The organism is Streptomyces sp. CG4 (assembly GCF_041080655.1).
Taxonomy (GTDB): Bacteria; Actinomycetota; Actinomycetes; order Streptomycetales; family Streptomycetaceae; genus Streptomyces.
In genome coordinates this window covers 1,277,365-1,294,485 of sequence record NZ_CP163525.1, presented here as the reverse complement: position 1 = coordinate 1,294,485, position 17,121 = coordinate 1,277,365, and the positions used below count along the sequence as shown (strand labels likewise).

Sequence of the window (17,121 nt, the reverse complement as noted above, 5' to 3'; positions counted from 1 at the left end):
CCTCAGTGGGCCACGGCTGCCGCGCCGTGCTCGTCGATCAACGCGCCCGTCGTGAAGCGGTCGAGGGCGAACGGGGCGTTCAGCGGATGCGGTGCGCCCGTGGCGATGGTGTGCGCGAAGGTCCAGCCGGCGGCCGGGGTGGCCTTGAAACCGCCGGTGCCCCAGCCGCAGTTGACGTACAGGTTCTCCACGGGCGTGGTGCCGATGACCGGAGAGGCGTCCGGGGTGACGTCGACGATGCCGCCCCAGGTGCGCAGCACATGGGCACGGGCGAAGACGGGGAACAGCTCCACGGCGGCGGCCATCTGCTGCTCGATCACATGGAAGGAGCCGCGCTGGCCGTAGCCGTTGTAGGCGTCGACACCCGCGCCCATCACCAGTTCGCCCTTGTGCGCCTGGGAGACGTAGACATGCACGTGGTTCGACATGACCACGGTGGGGTGCACCGGCTCGTGCAGCTCGGAGACCAGCGCCTGGAGGGGGTGGGACTGCACGGGCAGCCGGAAGCCCGCCAGCCGTGCCAGCACGCCGCTGTGTCCGGCCGCCGCGAGTCCGACCCGGCCGGCGAGGATGCGGCCGCGGTTGGTCTCGACGCCCGTGACCCGGTCGCCGTCCTTGAGGAAGCCGGTGACCTCGCAGCCCTGGATGAGGTCCACGCCCAGCGCGTCGGCGCGGCGGGCCAGCGCCCAGGCGACGTGATCGTGCTTGGCGATGCCGGCCCGCGGCTGGAAGGTGCCGCCGAGGACCGGATACCGGGTGCGCGGCGAGACGTTGAGGATGGGGCAGACCTTGGCCACCTCCTCCGGCTCAAGCCACTCGGCGTCGACTCCGTTGAGGCGGTTGGCGCCCACGCGGCGCACACCCTCGCGGACGTCCTGAAGGGTGTGCGCGAGGTTGAGGACGCCGCGCTGGCTGAACAGGAAGTCGTAGTCCAGCTCCGCCGGGAGCCGCTCCCACAGCTTGAGCGCGTGCTCGTAGATCGCCGCGCTCTCGTCCCACAGGTAGTTCGAGCGGATGATCGTGGTGTTGCGGGCCATGTTGCCGCCGGCCAGCCAGCCCTTCTCCAGGACGGCGACGTTGGTGATGCCGTGGTTCTCGGCGAGGTAGTAGGCGGTGGCCAGGCCGTGGCCTCCCGCGCCGACGATGACGACGTCGTACGAGGAGCGCGGCTCGGGGTTGCGCCACAGGAAGTCCGGATGCTCCGGCAGCGGCTCGGCGGTCATGCCGCGGCTCCGTTCAGGTGGGGGTAGAGGGGGAACGCGCCCGCGAGCTTCTCGACCCGGTCGCGCAGTGCGTCCTCCGCCCGTTCGCCCTTCAGGGCTTCGGCGATGATGTCGGCGGCCTCCCGGAACTCCGTCTCGCCGAAGCCGCGGGTGGCCAGGGCCGGCGTCCCGATCCGCAGGCCGGAGGAGACCATCGGCGGGCGCGGGTCGAACGGCACCGCGTTGCGGTTGACGGTGATGCCGATGCGGTGCAGCCGGTCCTCGGCCTGCTGCCCGTCGAGCGCGGATCCGCGCAGGTCGACAAGGACCAGGTGGACCTCGGTGCCGCCGGTCAGCACGGTGATCCCGGCCTCGGCCACGTCGTCGGCCAGCAGTCGGCCGGCGAGGATCCGGGCGCCGTCCAGGGTGCGCCGCTGGCGTTCCTTGAACTCCGCGCTCGCCGCCACCTTGAAGGCCACCGCCTTCGCCGCGACGACGTGCTCCAGCGGGCCGCCCTGCTGCCCCGGGAAGACTGCGGAGTTGATCTTCTTGGCCAGACCGGCGCGGCTGAGGATCACACCGCCGCGCGGGCCGCCGAGGGTCTTGTGCGTGGTGGTCGTGACGACATCGGCGTACGGCACCGGGCTCGGGTGCAGGCCCGCGGCCACCAGCCCGGCGAAGTGCGCCATGTCGACCATCAGGTACGCGCCCACCTCGTCGGCGATCCGCCGGAACGCCGCGAAGTCGAGCTGCCGGGGGTAGGCCGACCAGCCGGCGACGATCATCCTGGGCCGGTGGGCCAGGGCGAGCTGCTCGACCTCGTCCATGTCGATGCGCAGGTCGGACTCGCGCACGTGGTACGGCACGACGTTGTACAGCTTGCCGGAGAAGTTGATGCGCATGCCGTGGGTGAGATGCCCGCCGTGCGCCAGGTCGAGGCCGAGGATCGTGTCGCCGGGCTGGAGCAGCGCGAACATCGCGGCCGCGTTGGCCTGAGCACCCGAGTGCGGCTGTACGTTCGCGGCCTCGGCGCCGAACAGGTCCTTCACCCGGGCGATCGCCAACTGCTCGATGACGTCGACGTGTTCGCAGCCGCCGTAGTAGCGGCGTCCCGGGTAGCCCTCGGCGTACTTGTTCGTCAGCACCGAGCCCTGGGCCTCCAGGACGGCCGTCGGGGCGAAGTTCTCCGAGGCGATCATCTCGAGCGTCGACTGCTGACGGCGAAGCTCGGCGTCCACGGCGGCGGCGACCTCCGGGTCGAGCTCGCTCAGCGGGCGGGAGAGGGAGGAGGTGACCGTGGTCGACGGGGTGGTTGCCATCTGTACACCATCCTGGGAGACGACTAATAGTCAACTGATATATCAGTCTGTGCGGTAAAGTATGGGAGCTCGCGGCACAGGTCAAGAGGGCCAAGGGGGCTTCATGCAGCAGATGGCGACCGAGCCCAGGGGCGAGGAACTGTCCCTCGCCGAGCGCGCCTACCGCGCCCTCCGTGACCGGCTCGTCATGCTGGAGATCCGCCCGGGCGCGCCGATCAACGAGGATCAGCTGGCCCAGTCCCTCGGTGTGGGCCGGACGCCGGTCCGCGAGGCCCTCAAGCGGCTCCAGTACGAGCGCCTGATCACGACCTACCCCCGGCGCGGCACCTTCGCCACCGACGTGAACATCACCGACCTGGCCCATATCTCCGAGGTGCGCCAGGAGCTGGAGCCGCTGGCCGCCGCCCGGGCCGCGCGGCGCGCCACGGCCACGGACCGGGCGACCCTGACGGCCCTGCGGCAGGAGCTGGCGAGCGCGGACTCCCGCCGGCCCGCCGCCGCCGAGCTCCTGCACCTGGACCTTCGCGTCCATCGCGCCATCTACGCAGCCACGCACAACCCGTATCTGGACGACACCCTCGTCCGCTACGACAACCTGGCCACCCGCATCTGGTGCCTGTTCATCGACCGGCTGTCCGACATGGCCGGCCATGTCGGAGAACACGGACCGCTGATCGACGCCATCGTCGCCGGTGACCCCGACGCGGCGGCAGGACTCGCCCGCAGCCACGTCGAGCGCTTCGAGCGCGCCATTCGCGCCGCCCTCTGAGACGGCGCCGCGCGGTTGGCAACTCGCTTTCCGCACCTGCGAGTTCGCGGCGGACCAGCGATGGTCCGGGTCAGTGCACCGGGCCCCGCGAGTCTCCCGGACGCAGCCGGGGCCTGCCCGCCAAGGTGGTCCGCGGATACGGCTCGACCGCGTCCTCGGGGAGCTGGGCGACCATGTGGCGGACGCAGCGCTCGATCTTCACCCGCCACAGTCGCGCCGTCTCGTTCCCGTCGGCGCCGCGCACCGCCTTGACGTCGAGGTCGGCCCCCTGGTCTCGAAGGCTCACTTCGACCGGGCCGACCGTCCTGGTCGACGTACCCGAAGGAGCCGAAGTCGCCCGCGAGGAGATCTTCGGCCCCGTGATCACGGTCGAGACCTTCGCCGACGAGGAGGAGGCGGTACGGCGCGCCAACGACGTCCCTCTCGGCCTGTCGGCATCGGTGTGGACCGAGAACGCCCGCCGCAGCCACGACATCGCCGCCCGCCTCGACTTCGGCACCGTCCGGGTCAACTCCCATCTGGTACGGGCCGGCGAAGTCCCCTGGGGCGGATTCAAGGGATCCGGCTACGGCCGGGACCTGTCGATCTACGCGCTGGACGACCACTCGCGCACCAAGCACGTGATGCACAACCACGGCCGCTGAACCCGTACCCCTGTATGTCCCCGGTAGAGTGAGTGAACGCCTTTGACCTGCACAGAGCAGGCAGGGAGCAGACAAACCGGGAGTTTCTCCGTGCTGCGCACCATGTTCAAGTCCAAGATCCACCGTGCCACCGTCACCCAGGCCGACCTGCACTATGTGGGATCGGTGACCATCGACGCCGATCTGCTCGACGCCGCCGATCTGCTGCCGGGCGAGCTGGTGCACATCGTCGACATCACCAACGGCGCCCGCCTGGAGACCTACGTCATCGAGGGCGAGCGCGGGTCCGGGGTGATCGGGATCAACGGGGCGGCCGCCCATCTCGTCCAGCCCGGCGACCTGGTGATCATCATCAGCTACGCTCAGGTCACCGACGCCGAGGCCCGCGAGCTGAAGCCGCGGGTCGTGCACGTGGACGCGGGCAACCGCATCGTGTCCCTCGGTGCGGACGCCTCCGAGCCCGTGCCGGGCTCGGACCAGCGGCGCAGCCCGCAGTCGGTCCCGGCCTGACCGGGAGACGGGGAACAGGTCACTCGCCCTGTCGGGTGAGTGGCCGCTCGGGGGCCGGGTACGTGGGGGAGTAGTCCAGAGGCGATGCCTCGCGACTGCCCGGAGGACACCCATGACACACCCGTACCCCGACCCGGTCCCACCCGGCCCGGCCCCGGACCCCTACCCCACCCCGGTCCCACCCCCCGAGCCGGGCCCCCAGCCCACCCCACCCCCACCGGGCCCCGAACCGACCCCACCGCCACCACCCCCGGCCCCGGGCCCGCCGGAACCCTCGCCGTCCCCGATCCCGCCGGGCCCGGAGCCGGTACCGAACCCCGAGCCAGGTCCGCCACTGACCTGAAAGACCGGGCGCGAAGCGCCGGTCTTTCAGGGGCGCGGGGAACTGCGCGACCGGCCACGACGTACCCGCAGCCGCACGATGGCAGGTCCCCCACCCCCTGGGACGCACGAACCGACTACGCGGAGACCTCCGACCGGTCCCCACCCCACAACGTGTGGAACGAACCCTCCCGGTCCACCCTGCGATACGTGTGCGCCCCGAAGAAGTCCCGCTGCCCCTGCGTAAGCGCCGCAGGCAACCGCTCGGCCCGCAACGCGTCGTAGTACGCCAGCGCCGCGGCGAAGCCGGGGGTCGGCACCCCCTGCCGGGTGGCGGCGATCAGCACCTCGCGCCAGTCGTCCTGAGCGCCGGCGATCTCGCGGGCGAACGTCTCGTCCGACAGCAGGCTGGGCAGATCGGCGCGGGCGTCGTACGCGGCGCGGATGCGGTCCAGGAACGCGGCCCGGATGATGCAGCCGCCCCGCCAGATCGAGGACACCGCACCGAGGTCGATGTCCCAGCCGTACTCCTCGCTGCCCGCGGCGATCTCGTGGAAGCCCTGCGTGTACGACACGATCTTGGACGCGTACAGCGCCTGCTCGACCCGGTCGGCGAAGGCCGCCGCCTCCGCCCTGCCCAGCGGCACCGCCTTCGGCCCCGCCAGCCCCTGCGAGGCCTCGCGGAGCCCCGCGTGCCCGGACAGCGAGCGCGCGAAGACCGCCTCGGCGATGCCGGACACCGGAACGCCCAGGTCGAGGGCGATCTGGACCGTCCAGCGGCCCGTGCCCTTCTGCTCGGCCTGGTCCACGACGACGTCCACGAACGGCTTGCCGGTGGCCGCGTCCACGTGGGACAGGACCTCGGCGGTGATCTCGATCAGGTAGGAGTCGAGGCGGCCCCGGTTCCAGGTACGGAAGATCTCCGCGATCTCGGCGGGGGAGTACCCGGCGACATCGCGCAGCAGCTGGTACGCCTCGCCGATCAGCTGCATGTCGGCGTACTCGATGCCGTTGTGGACCATCTTCACGAAGTGCCCGGCGCCGTCGGGGCCCACATGGGTCACACAGGGCGCGCCGTCCTGCGCCTTCGCGGAGATCTTCTCCAGCATCGGGCCCAGCGAGTCGTACGACTCCTTCGGGCCGCCCGGCATGATGCTCGGCCCGTGCAGCGCGCCCTCCTCGCCGCCCGAGACGCCCATGCCGACGAAGTGGATGCCCTGCTCGCGCAGCGCCCTCTCCCTGCGCCGGGTGTCCGCGAAGTGCGCGTTGCCGCCGTCGATGATCATGTCGCCGGGCTCCAGCAGCGGCGCGAACTCCTGGATCACCGCGTCCGTCGGGTCACCGGCCTTCACCATGATCACCAGCCGGCGCGGGCGCTCGAGCGCCGCCACGAACTCCTCGGCGGTCTCGGCCTTGACGAAGTCGCCCTCGCCGCCGAACTCCTCCACCAGCGCCTTGGTGCGTGAGGCCGTACGGTTGTGCACGGCGACCGTGTAGCCGTTGCGGGCGAAGTTCCGGGCGAGATTGCGGCCCATGACCGCGAGGCCCGTGACACCGATCTGCGCTGAAGTGCTCATACCGCCTGCTCCCTGGTTGCCTCGTGACTACGGCTCCGTCAGTACGGGTCCTCGCCCATCCTTACGTGCCGCTGTGGCGAGCGCACATTCAACCCGCCACGCCTGTGTACGCGGCGGGGGCGCCCGCGGCCTCAGTTCCCGGCGAATCAGGCCAAGCAAGGGCCGTTCCCGGCCACTTGGGCGGCGTGAGCGGCCGGATTTCCGTCTTGTCATGGCCTGTTCGCGGCGCTTACTTTTGCCCCTCCTGACGCATGTCGAGGGGGAGTCGGACATGGCCGTACGCGGTCGGCACCGCCGGTACCAGCCGAACAGGATCAACCGCGCCTCACTCACCGTCACGGCGGGCGGCGCCGGACTCGCGATCCCCCTGGTCGCCGCCGGCACGGCCGACGCGGCCGAGGCCGCCACCTGGAACAAGGTCGCCGCCTGCGAGTCCAGCGGCAACTGGAGCATCAACACCGGCAACGGCTACTACGGCGGGCTGCAGTTCACCCAGTCCACCTGGGAGGCGTACGGCGGCACCCGGTACGCGCCGCGCGCCGACCTCGCCACCCGGGACCAGCAGATCGCCGTCGCCGAGCAGGTCCTCGGCGGGCAGGGGCCGGGCGCCTGGCCGGTGTGCTCGGTGCGGGCCGGGCTCACTCGCGGGGAAGCCGACCCCGGCCGGCACACCGAGAGCGTGCACCCGGACAGCGCCGCGACCCGGCCCGTGACCGCCGAGAAGAAGAGCTCCGTACGGGACGTACGGCCGCAGACCACCCCGCAGTCCCGCGCGGGCCTGACGGAGATGTACACCGTGGTGCACGGCGACACACTCTCCGGCATCGCCGAGGACCACCATGTGCGCGGCGGCTGGCGTGGTCTCTACGCCGGCAACCGCGCGACCATCGGCGCCGATCCCGACCTGATCCTGCCGGGCCAGCGGCTCAGCCTGCGCGGCGCGGCCCCGGCCGACACCAAGTCCCCGAAGCGGAAAGCCCCTTCGGAGCACAGGACCGCCCCACAGCGGACCAGGAGCACCGGCCGCACACTCATCGCACCGGTCGACGCGCCCATCGGCACCGGCTACCGCGTCGCGGGCGCGCACTGGTCGAAGGGCTACCACACCGGCGTCGACTTCCTCGTGCCCACCGGCACCTCCGTGCAGGCCGCCGAGGCCGGGAACGTGGTGGCCGCGGGCTGGGGCGACGCGTACGGCTACCAGGTGGTCATCCGGCACGCCGACGGCCGCTACACCCAGTACGCCCACCTGTCGGCCATCTCGGTGCGGATCGGGCAGAGCGTCACCACGGGCCAGCGCATCGGCCGTTCCGGAGCCACCGGAAACGTCACCGGCCCGCACCTGCACTTCGAGGTGCGGACCGGGCCGGACTTCGGGTCGGACATCGACCCGCTCGCCTATCTGCGGGCCGGCGGCGTCAGGATCTGACCCGCGTACGGCGGCGGACCACCACCGGCAGCGGCACCGGGGCACTCGCGGGCAGCGCGCTGTACCACGCGGGGAGCACCGGGTCGGCCGGCGGCCGGCCGTCGTCGGCGCCCTCCCCGGTGCCGCCCGGCGCCGGTGCCGGCAGGTCCCGCGGCACGGCCGCGTCGAGCACGGGCTCCTCGGGCACGCCGTCGGCCTCGGGCAGCACGCCCTGCTCGGCCCCCTCCGCCTCGTCCTGCGCCGCTCCTCGCTGGTGCGGCACCCCCAGGAGGGCTTCCGCGTTGCCGGCGGCCGGTACGGTGCCGGGCGCGCCGGTATCCGGGAGGGAAGGCGACTCGGTGTGCGCGACGCGCTCGGTCGTCAGCATGATCAGGCCGCCCGCCGCCACCACCCCGCAGCACAGGGCGAACGCGGTGCCCGTACCGCCGTAGCGGAACGTCTCGCCGAACATCAGGATGCCGACCGCCGCCGCCAGTACCGGATTAACCACGGTGAGTGTGGCCAGCGGGGCGGCGAGCCCGCCGCCCCGGTAGGCGGCCTGGGACAGCGCGACGCCGCCGACCGCGAACAGGCCGATGGCCGCGAGCGAGGGCAGGTCGCCCAGGTCGATGCCGTGGGTCCAGTCCTCGGCGACGGTCTTGGTGAACACCGACGACATGCCGAACGCGATGCCGGAGGCCGTGGCGAGCAGCACGCTGCGCACCGCCGGGTGCCGGTGCGCGGCCAGCCCCGCGGACATCAGCGCCACGACCGCGCCCCCGGTGACCAGCGCGACCGCGACCCGCTGGGCCGCGTCGAGGGAGTGGGCGTCGGAGGTGCCGACCAGGGACAGCAGACCGGCGAGACCCACGGTGGCCATGACCGCACCGCGCCAGGCTTTGGCCCCGGCCCCGCGGCCGACGAACAGCGCCGCCATGGGCAGCGCGAAGACGATGGTGAGGGCGCCGAGCGGCTGGACCAGGCTCAGCGGGCCGTAGGCCAGCGCCACCACATGCAGCACACCGCCGAGCCCGTTGAGCGCCAGCGCCCCCCACCAGCTCGGGCGGCGCAGCGGCAAGTACGCGCTGTCCGGGCAGGACACCGCCACCTGCTCCTGCACGATCGCGCCGGCCGCGTAGGCCAGGGCGGACACGAACGACAGGAGCACGGACAACGCGAGGGCACTCATCCGCGTCTCCCCTGCGTGCGGCCGGAGCCCTTGGACCCTGTCGTCGGACTCCCTCCCCCACGGCCATGAAGGGCGTGGGAGGTGCCCCCGGCCCGGCGGCGTCCGGCACGCACTCCCCCGGAGGGGGCACGCCCTGCCGCGTCGTCGTCATGCGCCGACGCTCCCCCGCGCTCGAACGCGCTCGCGCGGCGGGACCCCCGTCGTCGGCTCCCTCCTCCACCTTGCGGCTGCGCGCACCCGACGCCGCCGGGCCCGCCCTCCGGGCGGACGACGGGAGTCTGTTGGCAGGGCCCGGCCGGGCGCGGCGTACGGTCGGCTTCCATGGTCCACACTCTGCCCGTCCGCGCCCTTCCCGTCGTCGTCCCTGAGCACCCAATGCGTCCTACTGCCGATGGAGTACACCGGCCACGCGATCATCCTCGGGACGGGTGACGCCAGGCGGACACCCCGGGGGCCGGCCCGCGAACGCGCCTGGTACGAGTACCTGTCGTGGACCTCGACCCCGCTCTCGCCGCCCTCCGCCCGCTCGGCGGCTTCTTCGCCTTGCGCACACACCCGACTTGGGCCGGATCCGCCGGCGGACCGGACCCCGGCCGACTGCCGACACTCGCCGAGACCTACGAACGGGTGACACCGGACGCCCTGACGACACGGGTTGCCGTGGTCGCGGACCGGCTGCGCACCTCCGAGCCGCGCGTCGCCGCGTCCATCGCCCAGCAGGGCCTCGCCGCCCGGCTGTGGTCGACGGCCCTCGGCTGCGCCGTCCTGTACGGCGCACTGCCCGACCTCGACCCGCGCCTGCTGCGCTGGGACCCCCGCGCCACCGCCCCCGACGACCTGTACCTGACCGAACTGCGCCCGCTGCCCGGCGACGCAGCCACCCTCGCCGACACCGTGCTGCACGGACACTTGCGTCCCCTAGGGGAGACCCTGAGCGCCCGCTTCGGGTGCGCACCCGGACTGCTGTGGGGCAACGCGGGCTCCGCGCTCGCCGGCGCGGCCCGGGAACTGGACCGCTGGGCGCGCGCCCACGGCCGCGCCGACGCCGCGGTCCGGGCAGGCGCCCTGACGGACGAACTCCTCGCCCACCCCCTGCTCAGCACCACCGGCACCCGCGCCGGCACCGCCTTCCGCCGCCGCAGCTGCTGCCTGTACTACCGCGTCCCCGGCGGCGGAGTCTGCGGCGACTGCTGCTTCATCCGCCCGCCGCGCTCTTCCCCGGACGCCGCATCTGGGTGACCATGAAGGGAACCTGCCGCCGGGACAAGGGGGTTGTCGGGTGCGAGTGGGACTGCTGACCCGGGAGTACCCCCCGGACGTGTACGGCGGCGCCGGTGTCCATGTCGAGTTCCTCGCCCGGGAGCTGTCCGCCCTGGTGGACCTGGAGGTGCACTGCTGGGGCGAGGGCCGCGGCGTCGGCGTCGTACGCCACCGCCCCTGGTCCGTGCTCGACGGCGCCAACGACGCGCTGCGCACCTTCTCCGTGGACCTGGCCGTCGCCGCCGCCCTCGAAGGCCGCGAACTCGTCCACTCCCACACCTGGTACGCCAACCTCGCCGGCCACCTCGCCAAGCTGCAGTACGGCATCCCGCACGTGGTCACCGCCCACTCGCTGGAGCCGCTGCGCCCCTGGAAGGCCGAGCAACTGGGCGGCGGATACGCGCTGTCCAGCTGGGCCGAACGCACCGCGATCGAGACCGCCGACGCGGTGATCGCCGTGTCCGGCGCCATGCGGGAGGACATTCTCGCCTGCTACCCGGCGCTCGACCCGGACGCCGTACACATCGTGCACAACGGCATCGACACCCGCCTCTACCGGCCCGACCACGGCACCGACGCCCTCACCCGGCACGGCATCGACCCCGATCGCCCCTACGTCCTGTTCGTCGGCCGGATCACCCGCCAGAAGGGCGTGCCCCATCTGCTGCGCGCGGTACGGGACATCGACCCCGGCGCCCAGGTCGTGCTGTGCGCGGGCGCGCCCGACACCGCCGAGATCGACCGGGAGTTCCGGGACCTGTTCGAGGAGCTGAGCCGGGCCCGCGCGGGCGTGTTCTGGATCCCGCAGATGCTGCCGCGCCCCGAGGTCGTCCAACTCCTCACGCGCGCCGCCGTGTTCGTCTGCCCCTCGGTGTACGAGCCCCTCGGCATCGTCAACCTGGAGGCGATGGCCTGCGGCACGCCCGTGGTCGCCTCCCGGGTCGGCGGCATCCCCGAGGTGGTGGACGACGGCAGGACGGGCCTCCTCGTCGACACGGGCGACGGCTTCGAAGCGGGCCTCGCCCGGGCCCTGGACGCCGTCCTCGGCGATCCGGTGGCGGCGCGGCGGATGGGGCGGGCCGGACGGGAGCGCGCGGCACGGGAGTTCGGCTGGGACACGGTGGCCCGGCGCACGACCGCGCTGTACGAGGAGATCCGCAAACAGGCTTAGTCCCGTCCGCGCGGGGCAGCCATGGTTCATCCAGGGTGAGGGGAGCGGCCATGCGTCGTGGAGGACCTTCGGTGCTGGGGATCGTACTGGCGGGCGGCGAGGGCAAACGCCTGATGCCGCTCACCGCGGACCGCGCCAAACCAGCCGTCACCTTCGGCGGCACCTACCGCCTCGTCGACTTCGTCCTGTCCAACCTCGTCAACGCCGACATCCTGCGGATCTGCGTACTGACCCAGTACAAGTCGCACTCGCTGGACCGGCACATCACCACCACCTGGCGGATGTCCAGCCTGCTCGGCAACTACGTCACACCGGTCCCGGCCCAGCAGCGCCTCGGCCCGCGCTGGTACCTGGGCAGCGCCGACGCGCTCCTGCAGTCCCTGAATCTGGTCCACGACGAACAGCCCGAGTACGTCGCCGTGTTCGGGGCCGACCACGTCTACCGCATGGACCCGCGGCAGATGCTCCGGCAGCACACCGAGGGCGGCGCCGGCGTCACGGTGGCCGGCATCCGGGTGCCGCGCGCGGAGTCCTCGTCCTTCGGGGTGATCACCCCGGGCCCCGACGGCCACAGCGTCGAACGCTTCCTGGAGAAGCCCGCCGACCCGCCGGGCCTGCCGGACGACCCGGAGACCGTGTTCGCCTCGATGGGCAACTACCTCTTCACCACCAAGGTCCTCGTCGAGGCGCTGCACCGGGACGCCGAGGACGAGCAGTCGGTGCACGACATGGGCGGCTCGATCCTGCCCCGGCTCACCGCGCGCGGCGAGGCCCAGCTGTACGACTTCGGCGACAACCACGTGCCCGGCGAGACCAGCCGTGACCAGGGCTACTGGCGGGACGTGGGCACCCTCGACGCCTACTACGAGGCGCACATGGACCTCATCGCCGAGCGCCCCGCGTTCAACCTCTACAACCGTCAGTGGCCCATCTACACCCACTCGAACCAGCTCTCCCCGGCCCGCTTCAACGCGGGCGGCATCGCCGGCGAGTCCATCATCAGCGCGGGCTGCCTGATCCGCGGTCAGGTCACCCGGTCGGTCCTCTCCCCGGGCGTACGGGTCGACCCGGGCGCGGTGGTCCAGGGCTCGGTGCTCCACGACAACGTGCGCATCGGCCGGGGCGCGGTGGTCCGCGGCGCCGTCCTGGACAAGAACGTGGAGGTCCCGCCCGGTGCGACCATCGGCGTCAACCCGGAGCGGGACGCCGACCTGTACACGGTCTCCAAGGGCGGGGTGATCGCCCTGGGGAAGGGGCAGCGGGTGCCCTGAGCCGGCTCCCGGGGTCCTGAGGATAGGGTCCCCGTCATGCGATGTTCGATATGCGGGTCGGCCCGGCTGAGTCCGGTCGGTGAGCTGACCTCGGGGGAGCGGGCGTTCGAGCGGCTGCGGCTGAGGTTTGGCCGACCGGGCTTCCTCAAGCCCCGACCGGTGTTCGAGGCCTCGCGCGCGCGGGCCTGCCGCGACTGCGGGGCCCTGTTCCCCTTCCTCACGGAGTACGACCGGCGGGAACTGGACGCGGCGGCCGACGGCCTGATCGAGGTCGAGGACGCCGCAGCCCAGTACCACGGCCCGTCCGACGGTCCGGGATAGGCCGGGCGCCCGTCACGCGGGCCCGGCCTCCTGGGGGCCCGCTGACGGGTCGTCACCGTACCCCGCCCGGTCGTGCGCGACGCGTTCGGTGTGATGTCCGTATCTTGCCCGGATTTGGGTCGTTCGACCTTCAGGATGCAGACAACGATGTCGAACCTGCGGAGGTCATCCGACATGAGAGGGACCCGGCGCACGCGGCTGTGCCTTGCCGGGGTGATGGCAGCGTCCGCGCTGATCGCCACCCCCGCCGCTCCGGCCGCCGAGCGGACCGACGGCCACCTCACCGACCTGGTCAACCCGTTCATCGGGAGCCAGAACGAGGGCAACACCTTCCCCGGCGCGGCCGTGCCCTTCGGCATGGTGCAGCTCTCCCCGGACACCGGGCACATGACCGGCTACGACTACACGCAGAACCGGATCCGTGGTTTCTCCCTGGTCCACCTCTCGGGCGTCGGCTGCCGCCTCGGCGGCGACCTGCCCGTGCTGCCCACCACCGGCGATGTCACACAGACGGACTACACCAAGTACGCGGCCGGATTCTCGCACCGGGACGAGACGGCGAGCCCCGGCTACTACCGGGTCGGCCTCTCCTCCGGCATCCGTGCCGAGCTGACCGCGACCGAGCGCACCGGCGTGCAGCGCTACACCTTCCCGGCCACCGACAAGGCCAACGTCCTGCTGAACGCGGCCCAGTCGCTGCACAAGACGGCCTCCAGCTCGGTGGAGGTCCTGGACGACCGCACCGTGCGCACCGCGATCACCGGACACGGCTTCTGCCGGGACACCGGCCCCTACACCGTCTACACGATCACCCGTTTCAGCCGGCCCTTCACGGCGTACGGCACCTGGAACGGCCGGTCCGTCACCTCGGGCGTCCGCAGCGGACCCGGCGGCGCCTACGTCCGCTTCGACACCACCAAGGACCGTACGGTCGAGGCGACCACCGCGATGTCGTACGTCGACGCGCGCGGCGCGGCCGGGAACCTGCGCGCCGAGGGCGGCCGGAGCTTCGACGCCGTACGCGCGCGGGCCCGCGCGGCGTGGGAGCAGCGGCTCGCCGACGTCCAGGTGCGCGGCGGCACCAGCACCCTGCGCCGGACCTTCTACTCCTCGCTGTACCGGTCGTTCCTCGCGCCGAACATCGGGAGCGACACCGACGGCCGCTACCTCGGCTGGGACCGCCGGATCCACCACGCCAACGGGTTCACGTACTACCAGAACTGGTCGCTCTGGGACACCTACCGCACCCAGGCCCAGCTCCTCGCGCTGCTCGCGCCGCGCGAGGCACGGGACATGGCCCGGTCGGTCGTCGCGATCGACGAGAACGGCGGCTGGCTGCCCAAGTGGGGCTACGGCCCGGTCGAGACGAACGTCATGAGCGGCGACCCGGTCACCCCGTTCCTGACGACGGCCTATCAGATGGGCCTGCTCAAGGGCTTCGAGGAGCGGGCCTACCGGGCGCTGAAGAAGAACGCCGACGGCGTCCCGCCCGCCGGCAACCCGGGCATCGGCCGGGAGGCCAACACCGAGTACCTCGCGCACGGCTACGCCCCCTTCGTCCAGGACCGGCCGTACGCCAAGATGGGCGACTCCGACTACCACCACGGCGCCTCCGTCACGCTGGAGTACGCGCTCGCCGACGCCATGCTGGCCCAGATGGCCCGCGGTCTCGGCCACCAGGCCGACGCCGCCCGCTACGCCGCCCGGGCGCAGAACTACCGGAACATCTTCGACCCGAGCACCGGCTTCTTCCGCGCCCGCGACGCCTCCGGCGACTTCACCGGCTCGGCCGACCCGGCCCAGGGCACCGGCTTCCACGAGGGCACGGCCTGGCAGTACCAGTGGCTCGTACCGCAGGACGTGCAGGGCATGGTGCGGCTCATCGGCGGCGAACGCGCGGCCAACGACCGGCTGGACTCCTTCTTCGCCTACGACAAGCTGCTCGCCGACCCCGCGAAGACCGCCCGTGAGGCGTGGGTGCACGGCAACGCGTACGCGTACTACAACGCCGACAAGTACAACCCGATGAACGAGCCCGACCTCATCGCGCCGTACACCTACCTCGCCACCGGGCAGCCGTGGAAGACCACCGACGTGGTGCACGCCGCCCTCACCCTGTTCACCGACGGGCCCACCGGCATGACCGGCAACGACGACCTGGGCACGATGTCCGCCTGGAACGTGCTGTCGTCCATCGGGCTCTTCCCGATCCAGCCGGGCTACGACACCTGGGGCCTGTCCACGCCCGTCTTCGACCGCGTCGACGTCGCCCTGGACCGCCGGTACTGGCCGAGCGGCGGGCTGACCATCGCCGCGCCCGGCACCTCGGCCACCCACCGCTACATCCAGTCCGTGCGCACCGACGGAAACCCGCACGGGCGGACGTATCTGACGACGGGTGCGCTGCGCAGCCTGCGTTCGCTGGCGTTCACGGTCGGCTCGCGCCCGTCTGAGTGGGGTACGTCACCCAAGGCGGCGCAGCCGGTTCTGAAGTGACCTCACGTATCACTGGGTCCCGCCCCTTTTGCAGGGGCGGGACTTAATCTGCCGTTAACTGAGCGTAGCCTGATCGTACTTGACCGTAATCAGGTCGCGGGGATTGACTGCAGATCCACCCGCCGTCGACGCGTGAGGCAAGCCCGTGACTTCCGATCTGCTCGCTCCACTCGACCTGGCGTTCTGGAACATCGAGTCCGACCAGCACCCCATGCACCTCGGCGCGCTCGGCGTCTTCGGTGCCCACTCGCCCACCGCGGGTGCGCATGCCGCCGACCTGCTGGCCGCCCGGGCCGCCGCCGTGCCCGGGCTGCGGCTGCGCATCCGCGACGTATGGCAGCCGCTGGCCTTCGGCGGCGCCGCCCGGGAGACCGACCCGGACTTCGATCCGCTGAACCATGTACGGCTGCACGCCCCGACCGCCGACTTCCACGCGGTCGCCGGCCGGCTCATGGAACGCCCGCTGGAGCGCGGCCGGCCGCCGTGGGAAGCCCATGTGATGCCCGGCGAGGACGGGGTGTCCTTCGCCGTGCTGTTCAAGTTCCACCACGCCCTCGCCGACGGGCTGCGCGCGCTGAAACTCGCCGCCGGCGTCCTCGACCCGGTGGACCTGCCCCAGCGGGCGCCCCGCGTCCTCGAGCCGCCCCGCGGTCTGCTGCCCGACGTGCGCAAACTGCCGGGGCTCGTGCCCGGCCTGGTCAAGGGCGCGCTGTCCGACATGGGCCGGGCCCTGGACATCGGCGCCTCGCTGGCCCGGTCCACCCTCGGCATGCGGCCCGTCTCCGCGCTGACCGCGGCCCCGAGCGGCACGCGCCGCACCGCCGGGGTCGTCGTCGACATCGACGATGTGCACCGGGTGCGCAAGACCGCGGGCGGCACCGTGAACGACGTGCTCATCGCCGTGGTCGCCGGTGCCCTGCGCCGCTGGCTGGACGAGCGCGGTGACGGCAGCAAGGGGGTGGCGCCCCGTGCCCTCATCCCCGTCTCACGGCGCCGGCCGCGCACCGCTCATCCGCAGGGCAACCGGCTCTCCGGCTATCTCATACGGCTGCCCGTGGACGAACCCGAGCCGCTCGGCCGCCTCGACTCCGTGCGCACCGCGATGGTCCGCAACAAGGACGCGGGGCCCAACCGGGGTGCCGGCGCCGTCGCCCTGCTCGCCGATCACGTCCCGGCCCTGGGTCACCGGCTCGGCGGGCCGTTGGTCGGCCAGGCGGCCCGGCTGTGGTTCGACATCCTCGTCACCAGTGTGCCGTTGCCGGGTCTGGGGCTGCGGCTGGGTGGGCACGAGCTGAACGAGGTCTATCCGCTGGCTCCGCTCGCCCCGGGGCAGGCGCTGGCGGTGGCGATCTCGACGTATCGCGGGCATGTGCATTACGGGCTCGTCGCCGACGCGCGGGCCGTGCCGGACCTCGACCGGTTCGCGTACGCGGTGTCGGCCGAGGTCGAGACGTTGCTGTCGGCTTGCGACATGTGAGGGTTCCCACCCGCTCGCCCGCGCGGCTTTCGCCGCCGGGCGCGGGTGGCCCCGCGGGGCGCCCTCGCCGCCGACGGCCTGCGGGCGTCGCCGGGGCCGCCCCCCGGCGTCCGCAGGGCGGCCTGCGGGTGTCCGTAGATCGTCCCCGTGAGCGGTTTGGTCCCACGCCCCGGCCTCCGTAAAATG

The 17,121-nt window shown here is 72.4% G+C and carries 15 protein-coding genes; 10 read left to right on the top strand and 5 right to left on the bottom strand.

The window, feature by feature from the left end:
- Window positions 1-2: 2 nt before the first annotated feature.
- The gene (locus tag AB5L52_RS05940) at window positions 3-1,223 is read right to left on the bottom strand and encodes a sarcosine oxidase subunit beta family protein (protein WP_351022773.1); all 1,221 of its coding nucleotides are present in this window, start codon (window positions 1,221-1,223) and stop codon (window positions 3-5) included.
- Complete coding sequence (gene glyA / locus AB5L52_RS05935; RefSeq protein ID WP_369362862.1) at window positions 1,220-2,521, bottom strand: serine hydroxymethyltransferase; 1,302 nt, start codon at window positions 2,519-2,521, stop codon at window positions 1,220-1,222. The genes AB5L52_RS05940 and glyA overlap by 4 nt, the downstream gene beginning before the upstream one ends.
- A 103-nt stretch (window positions 2,522-2,624) precedes the next feature.
- Between glyA and AB5L52_RS05930 the strand changes: the two genes are divergently transcribed.
- The gene (locus AB5L52_RS05930) at window positions 2,625-3,290 is read left to right on the top strand and encodes a GntR family transcriptional regulator (RefSeq protein ID WP_369362861.1); all 666 of its coding nucleotides are present in this window, start codon (window positions 2,625-2,627) and stop codon (window positions 3,288-3,290) included.
- Between the two features lie 70 nt (window positions 3,291-3,360).
- On the opposite strand, the gene AB5L52_RS05925 is transcribed toward AB5L52_RS05930, so the two are convergent.
- The gene (locus tag AB5L52_RS05925; protein WP_369369086.1) at window positions 3,361-3,657 is read right to left on the bottom strand and encodes a hypothetical protein; all 297 of its coding nucleotides are present in this window, start codon (window positions 3,655-3,657) and stop codon (window positions 3,361-3,363) included.
- Between AB5L52_RS05925 and AB5L52_RS05920 the strand changes: the two genes are divergently transcribed.
- Entirely contained in the window at window positions 3,539-3,934 is a 396-nt protein-coding gene (locus AB5L52_RS05920; RefSeq protein WP_369368826.1) for an aldehyde dehydrogenase family protein, read from the top strand. The genes AB5L52_RS05925 and AB5L52_RS05920 overlap by 119 nt on opposite strands.
- A gap of 90 nt (window positions 3,935-4,024) precedes the next feature.
- Window positions 4,025-4,444 carry an aspartate 1-decarboxylase gene (gene panD / locus AB5L52_RS05915; protein ID WP_351568260.1) on the top strand — a complete coding sequence of 140 codons (420 nt, stop codon included), beginning with the start codon at window positions 4,025-4,027 and terminating at the stop codon, window positions 4,442-4,444.
- A 458-nt stretch (window positions 4,445-4,902) separates the two neighbouring features.
- On the opposite strand, the gene gndA is transcribed toward panD, so the two are convergent.
- On the bottom strand, window positions 4,903-6,342 hold the full coding sequence (gndA, locus tag AB5L52_RS05910) for an NADP-dependent phosphogluconate dehydrogenase (RefSeq protein WP_369362860.1): 1,440 nt from the start codon (window positions 6,340-6,342) through the stop codon (window positions 4,903-4,905).
- A 271-nt stretch (window positions 6,343-6,613) separates the two neighbouring features.
- Between gndA and AB5L52_RS05905 the strand changes: the two genes are divergently transcribed.
- Complete coding sequence (locus AB5L52_RS05905; RefSeq protein ID WP_369362859.1) at window positions 6,614-7,771, top strand: transglycosylase family protein; 1,158 nt, start codon at window positions 6,614-6,616, stop codon at window positions 7,769-7,771.
- Here the strand turns inward: AB5L52_RS05905 and AB5L52_RS05900 are convergent.
- The gene (locus AB5L52_RS05900; protein ID WP_351568269.1) at window positions 7,761-8,939 is read right to left on the bottom strand and encodes a DMT family transporter; all 1,179 of its coding nucleotides are present in this window, start codon (window positions 8,937-8,939) and stop codon (window positions 7,761-7,763) included. The genes AB5L52_RS05905 and AB5L52_RS05900 overlap by 11 nt on opposite strands.
- Before the next feature lie 489 nt (window positions 8,940-9,428).
- Between AB5L52_RS05900 and AB5L52_RS05895 the strand changes: the two genes are divergently transcribed.
- From AB5L52_RS05895 to AB5L52_RS05870, 6 genes are all read left to right on the top strand, one after another.
- Window positions 9,429-10,178: a (2Fe-2S)-binding protein gene (locus tag AB5L52_RS05895; RefSeq protein WP_351022754.1), complete on the top strand. Its 750-nt coding sequence runs from the start codon at window positions 9,429-9,431 to the stop codon at window positions 10,176-10,178.
- A 40-nt stretch (window positions 10,179-10,218) separates the two neighbouring features.
- A complete protein-coding gene (glgA, locus tag AB5L52_RS05890) occupies window positions 10,219-11,370 on the top strand; it encodes a glycogen synthase (protein ID WP_351568275.1) in 1,152 nt (383 codons plus the stop codon).
- 50 nt (window positions 11,371-11,420) lie between these two features.
- Window positions 11,421-12,641 carry a glucose-1-phosphate adenylyltransferase gene (gene glgC / locus AB5L52_RS05885; RefSeq protein WP_369362857.1) on the top strand — a complete coding sequence of 407 codons (1,221 nt, stop codon included), beginning with the start codon at window positions 11,421-11,423 and terminating at the stop codon, window positions 12,639-12,641.
- 36 nt (window positions 12,642-12,677) lie between these two features.
- A complete protein-coding gene (locus AB5L52_RS05880) occupies window positions 12,678-12,962 on the top strand; it encodes a hypothetical protein (RefSeq protein WP_351568278.1) in 285 nt (94 codons plus the stop codon).
- 174 nt (window positions 12,963-13,136) lie between these two features.
- Entirely contained in the window at window positions 13,137-15,458 is a 2,322-nt protein-coding gene (locus AB5L52_RS05875; RefSeq protein WP_369362856.1) for a GH92 family glycosyl hydrolase, read from the top strand.
- Between the two features lie 145 nt (window positions 15,459-15,603).
- Window positions 15,604-16,935, top strand: coding sequence for a wax ester/triacylglycerol synthase family O-acyltransferase (locus AB5L52_RS05870; RefSeq protein ID WP_351022739.1), 1,332 nt, complete (start codon window positions 15,604-15,606; stop codon window positions 16,933-16,935).
- The last annotated feature ends 186 nt before the right edge of the window (window positions 16,936-17,121 follow it).

Excerpts from the sequence above, each read along its gene's own strand:
- AB5L52_RS05940 (WP_351022773.1), bottom strand. The coding sequence starts at position 1,223 with ATGACCGCCGAGCCGCTGCCGGAGCATCCGGACTTCCTGTGGCGCAAC.
- AB5L52_RS05880 (WP_351568278.1), top strand. The coding sequence starts at position 12,678 with ATGCGATGTTCGATATGCGGGTCGGCCCGGCTGAGTCCGGTCGGTGAG.
- AB5L52_RS05905 (WP_369362859.1), top strand. The coding sequence starts at position 6,614 with ATGGCCGTACGCGGTCGGCACCGCCGGTACCAGCCGAACAGGATCAAC.
- glyA (WP_369362862.1), bottom strand. The coding sequence starts at position 2,521 with ATGGCAACCACCCCGTCGACCACGGTCACCTCCTCCCTCTCCCGCCCG.
- AB5L52_RS05930 (WP_369362861.1), top strand. The coding sequence starts at position 2,625 with ATGCAGCAGATGGCGACCGAGCCCAGGGGCGAGGAACTGTCCCTCGCC.
- gndA (WP_369362860.1), bottom strand. The coding sequence starts at position 6,342 with ATGAGCACTTCAGCGCAGATCGGTGTCACGGGCCTCGCGGTCATGGGC.
- AB5L52_RS05900 (WP_351568269.1), bottom strand. The coding sequence starts at position 8,939 with ATGAGTGCCCTCGCGTTGTCCGTGCTCCTGTCGTTCGTGTCCGCCCTG.
- glgC (WP_369362857.1), top strand. The coding sequence starts at position 11,421 with ATGCGTCGTGGAGGACCTTCGGTGCTGGGGATCGTACTGGCGGGCGGC.
- AB5L52_RS05875 (WP_369362856.1), top strand. The coding sequence starts at position 13,137 with ATGAGAGGGACCCGGCGCACGCGGCTGTGCCTTGCCGGGGTGATGGCA.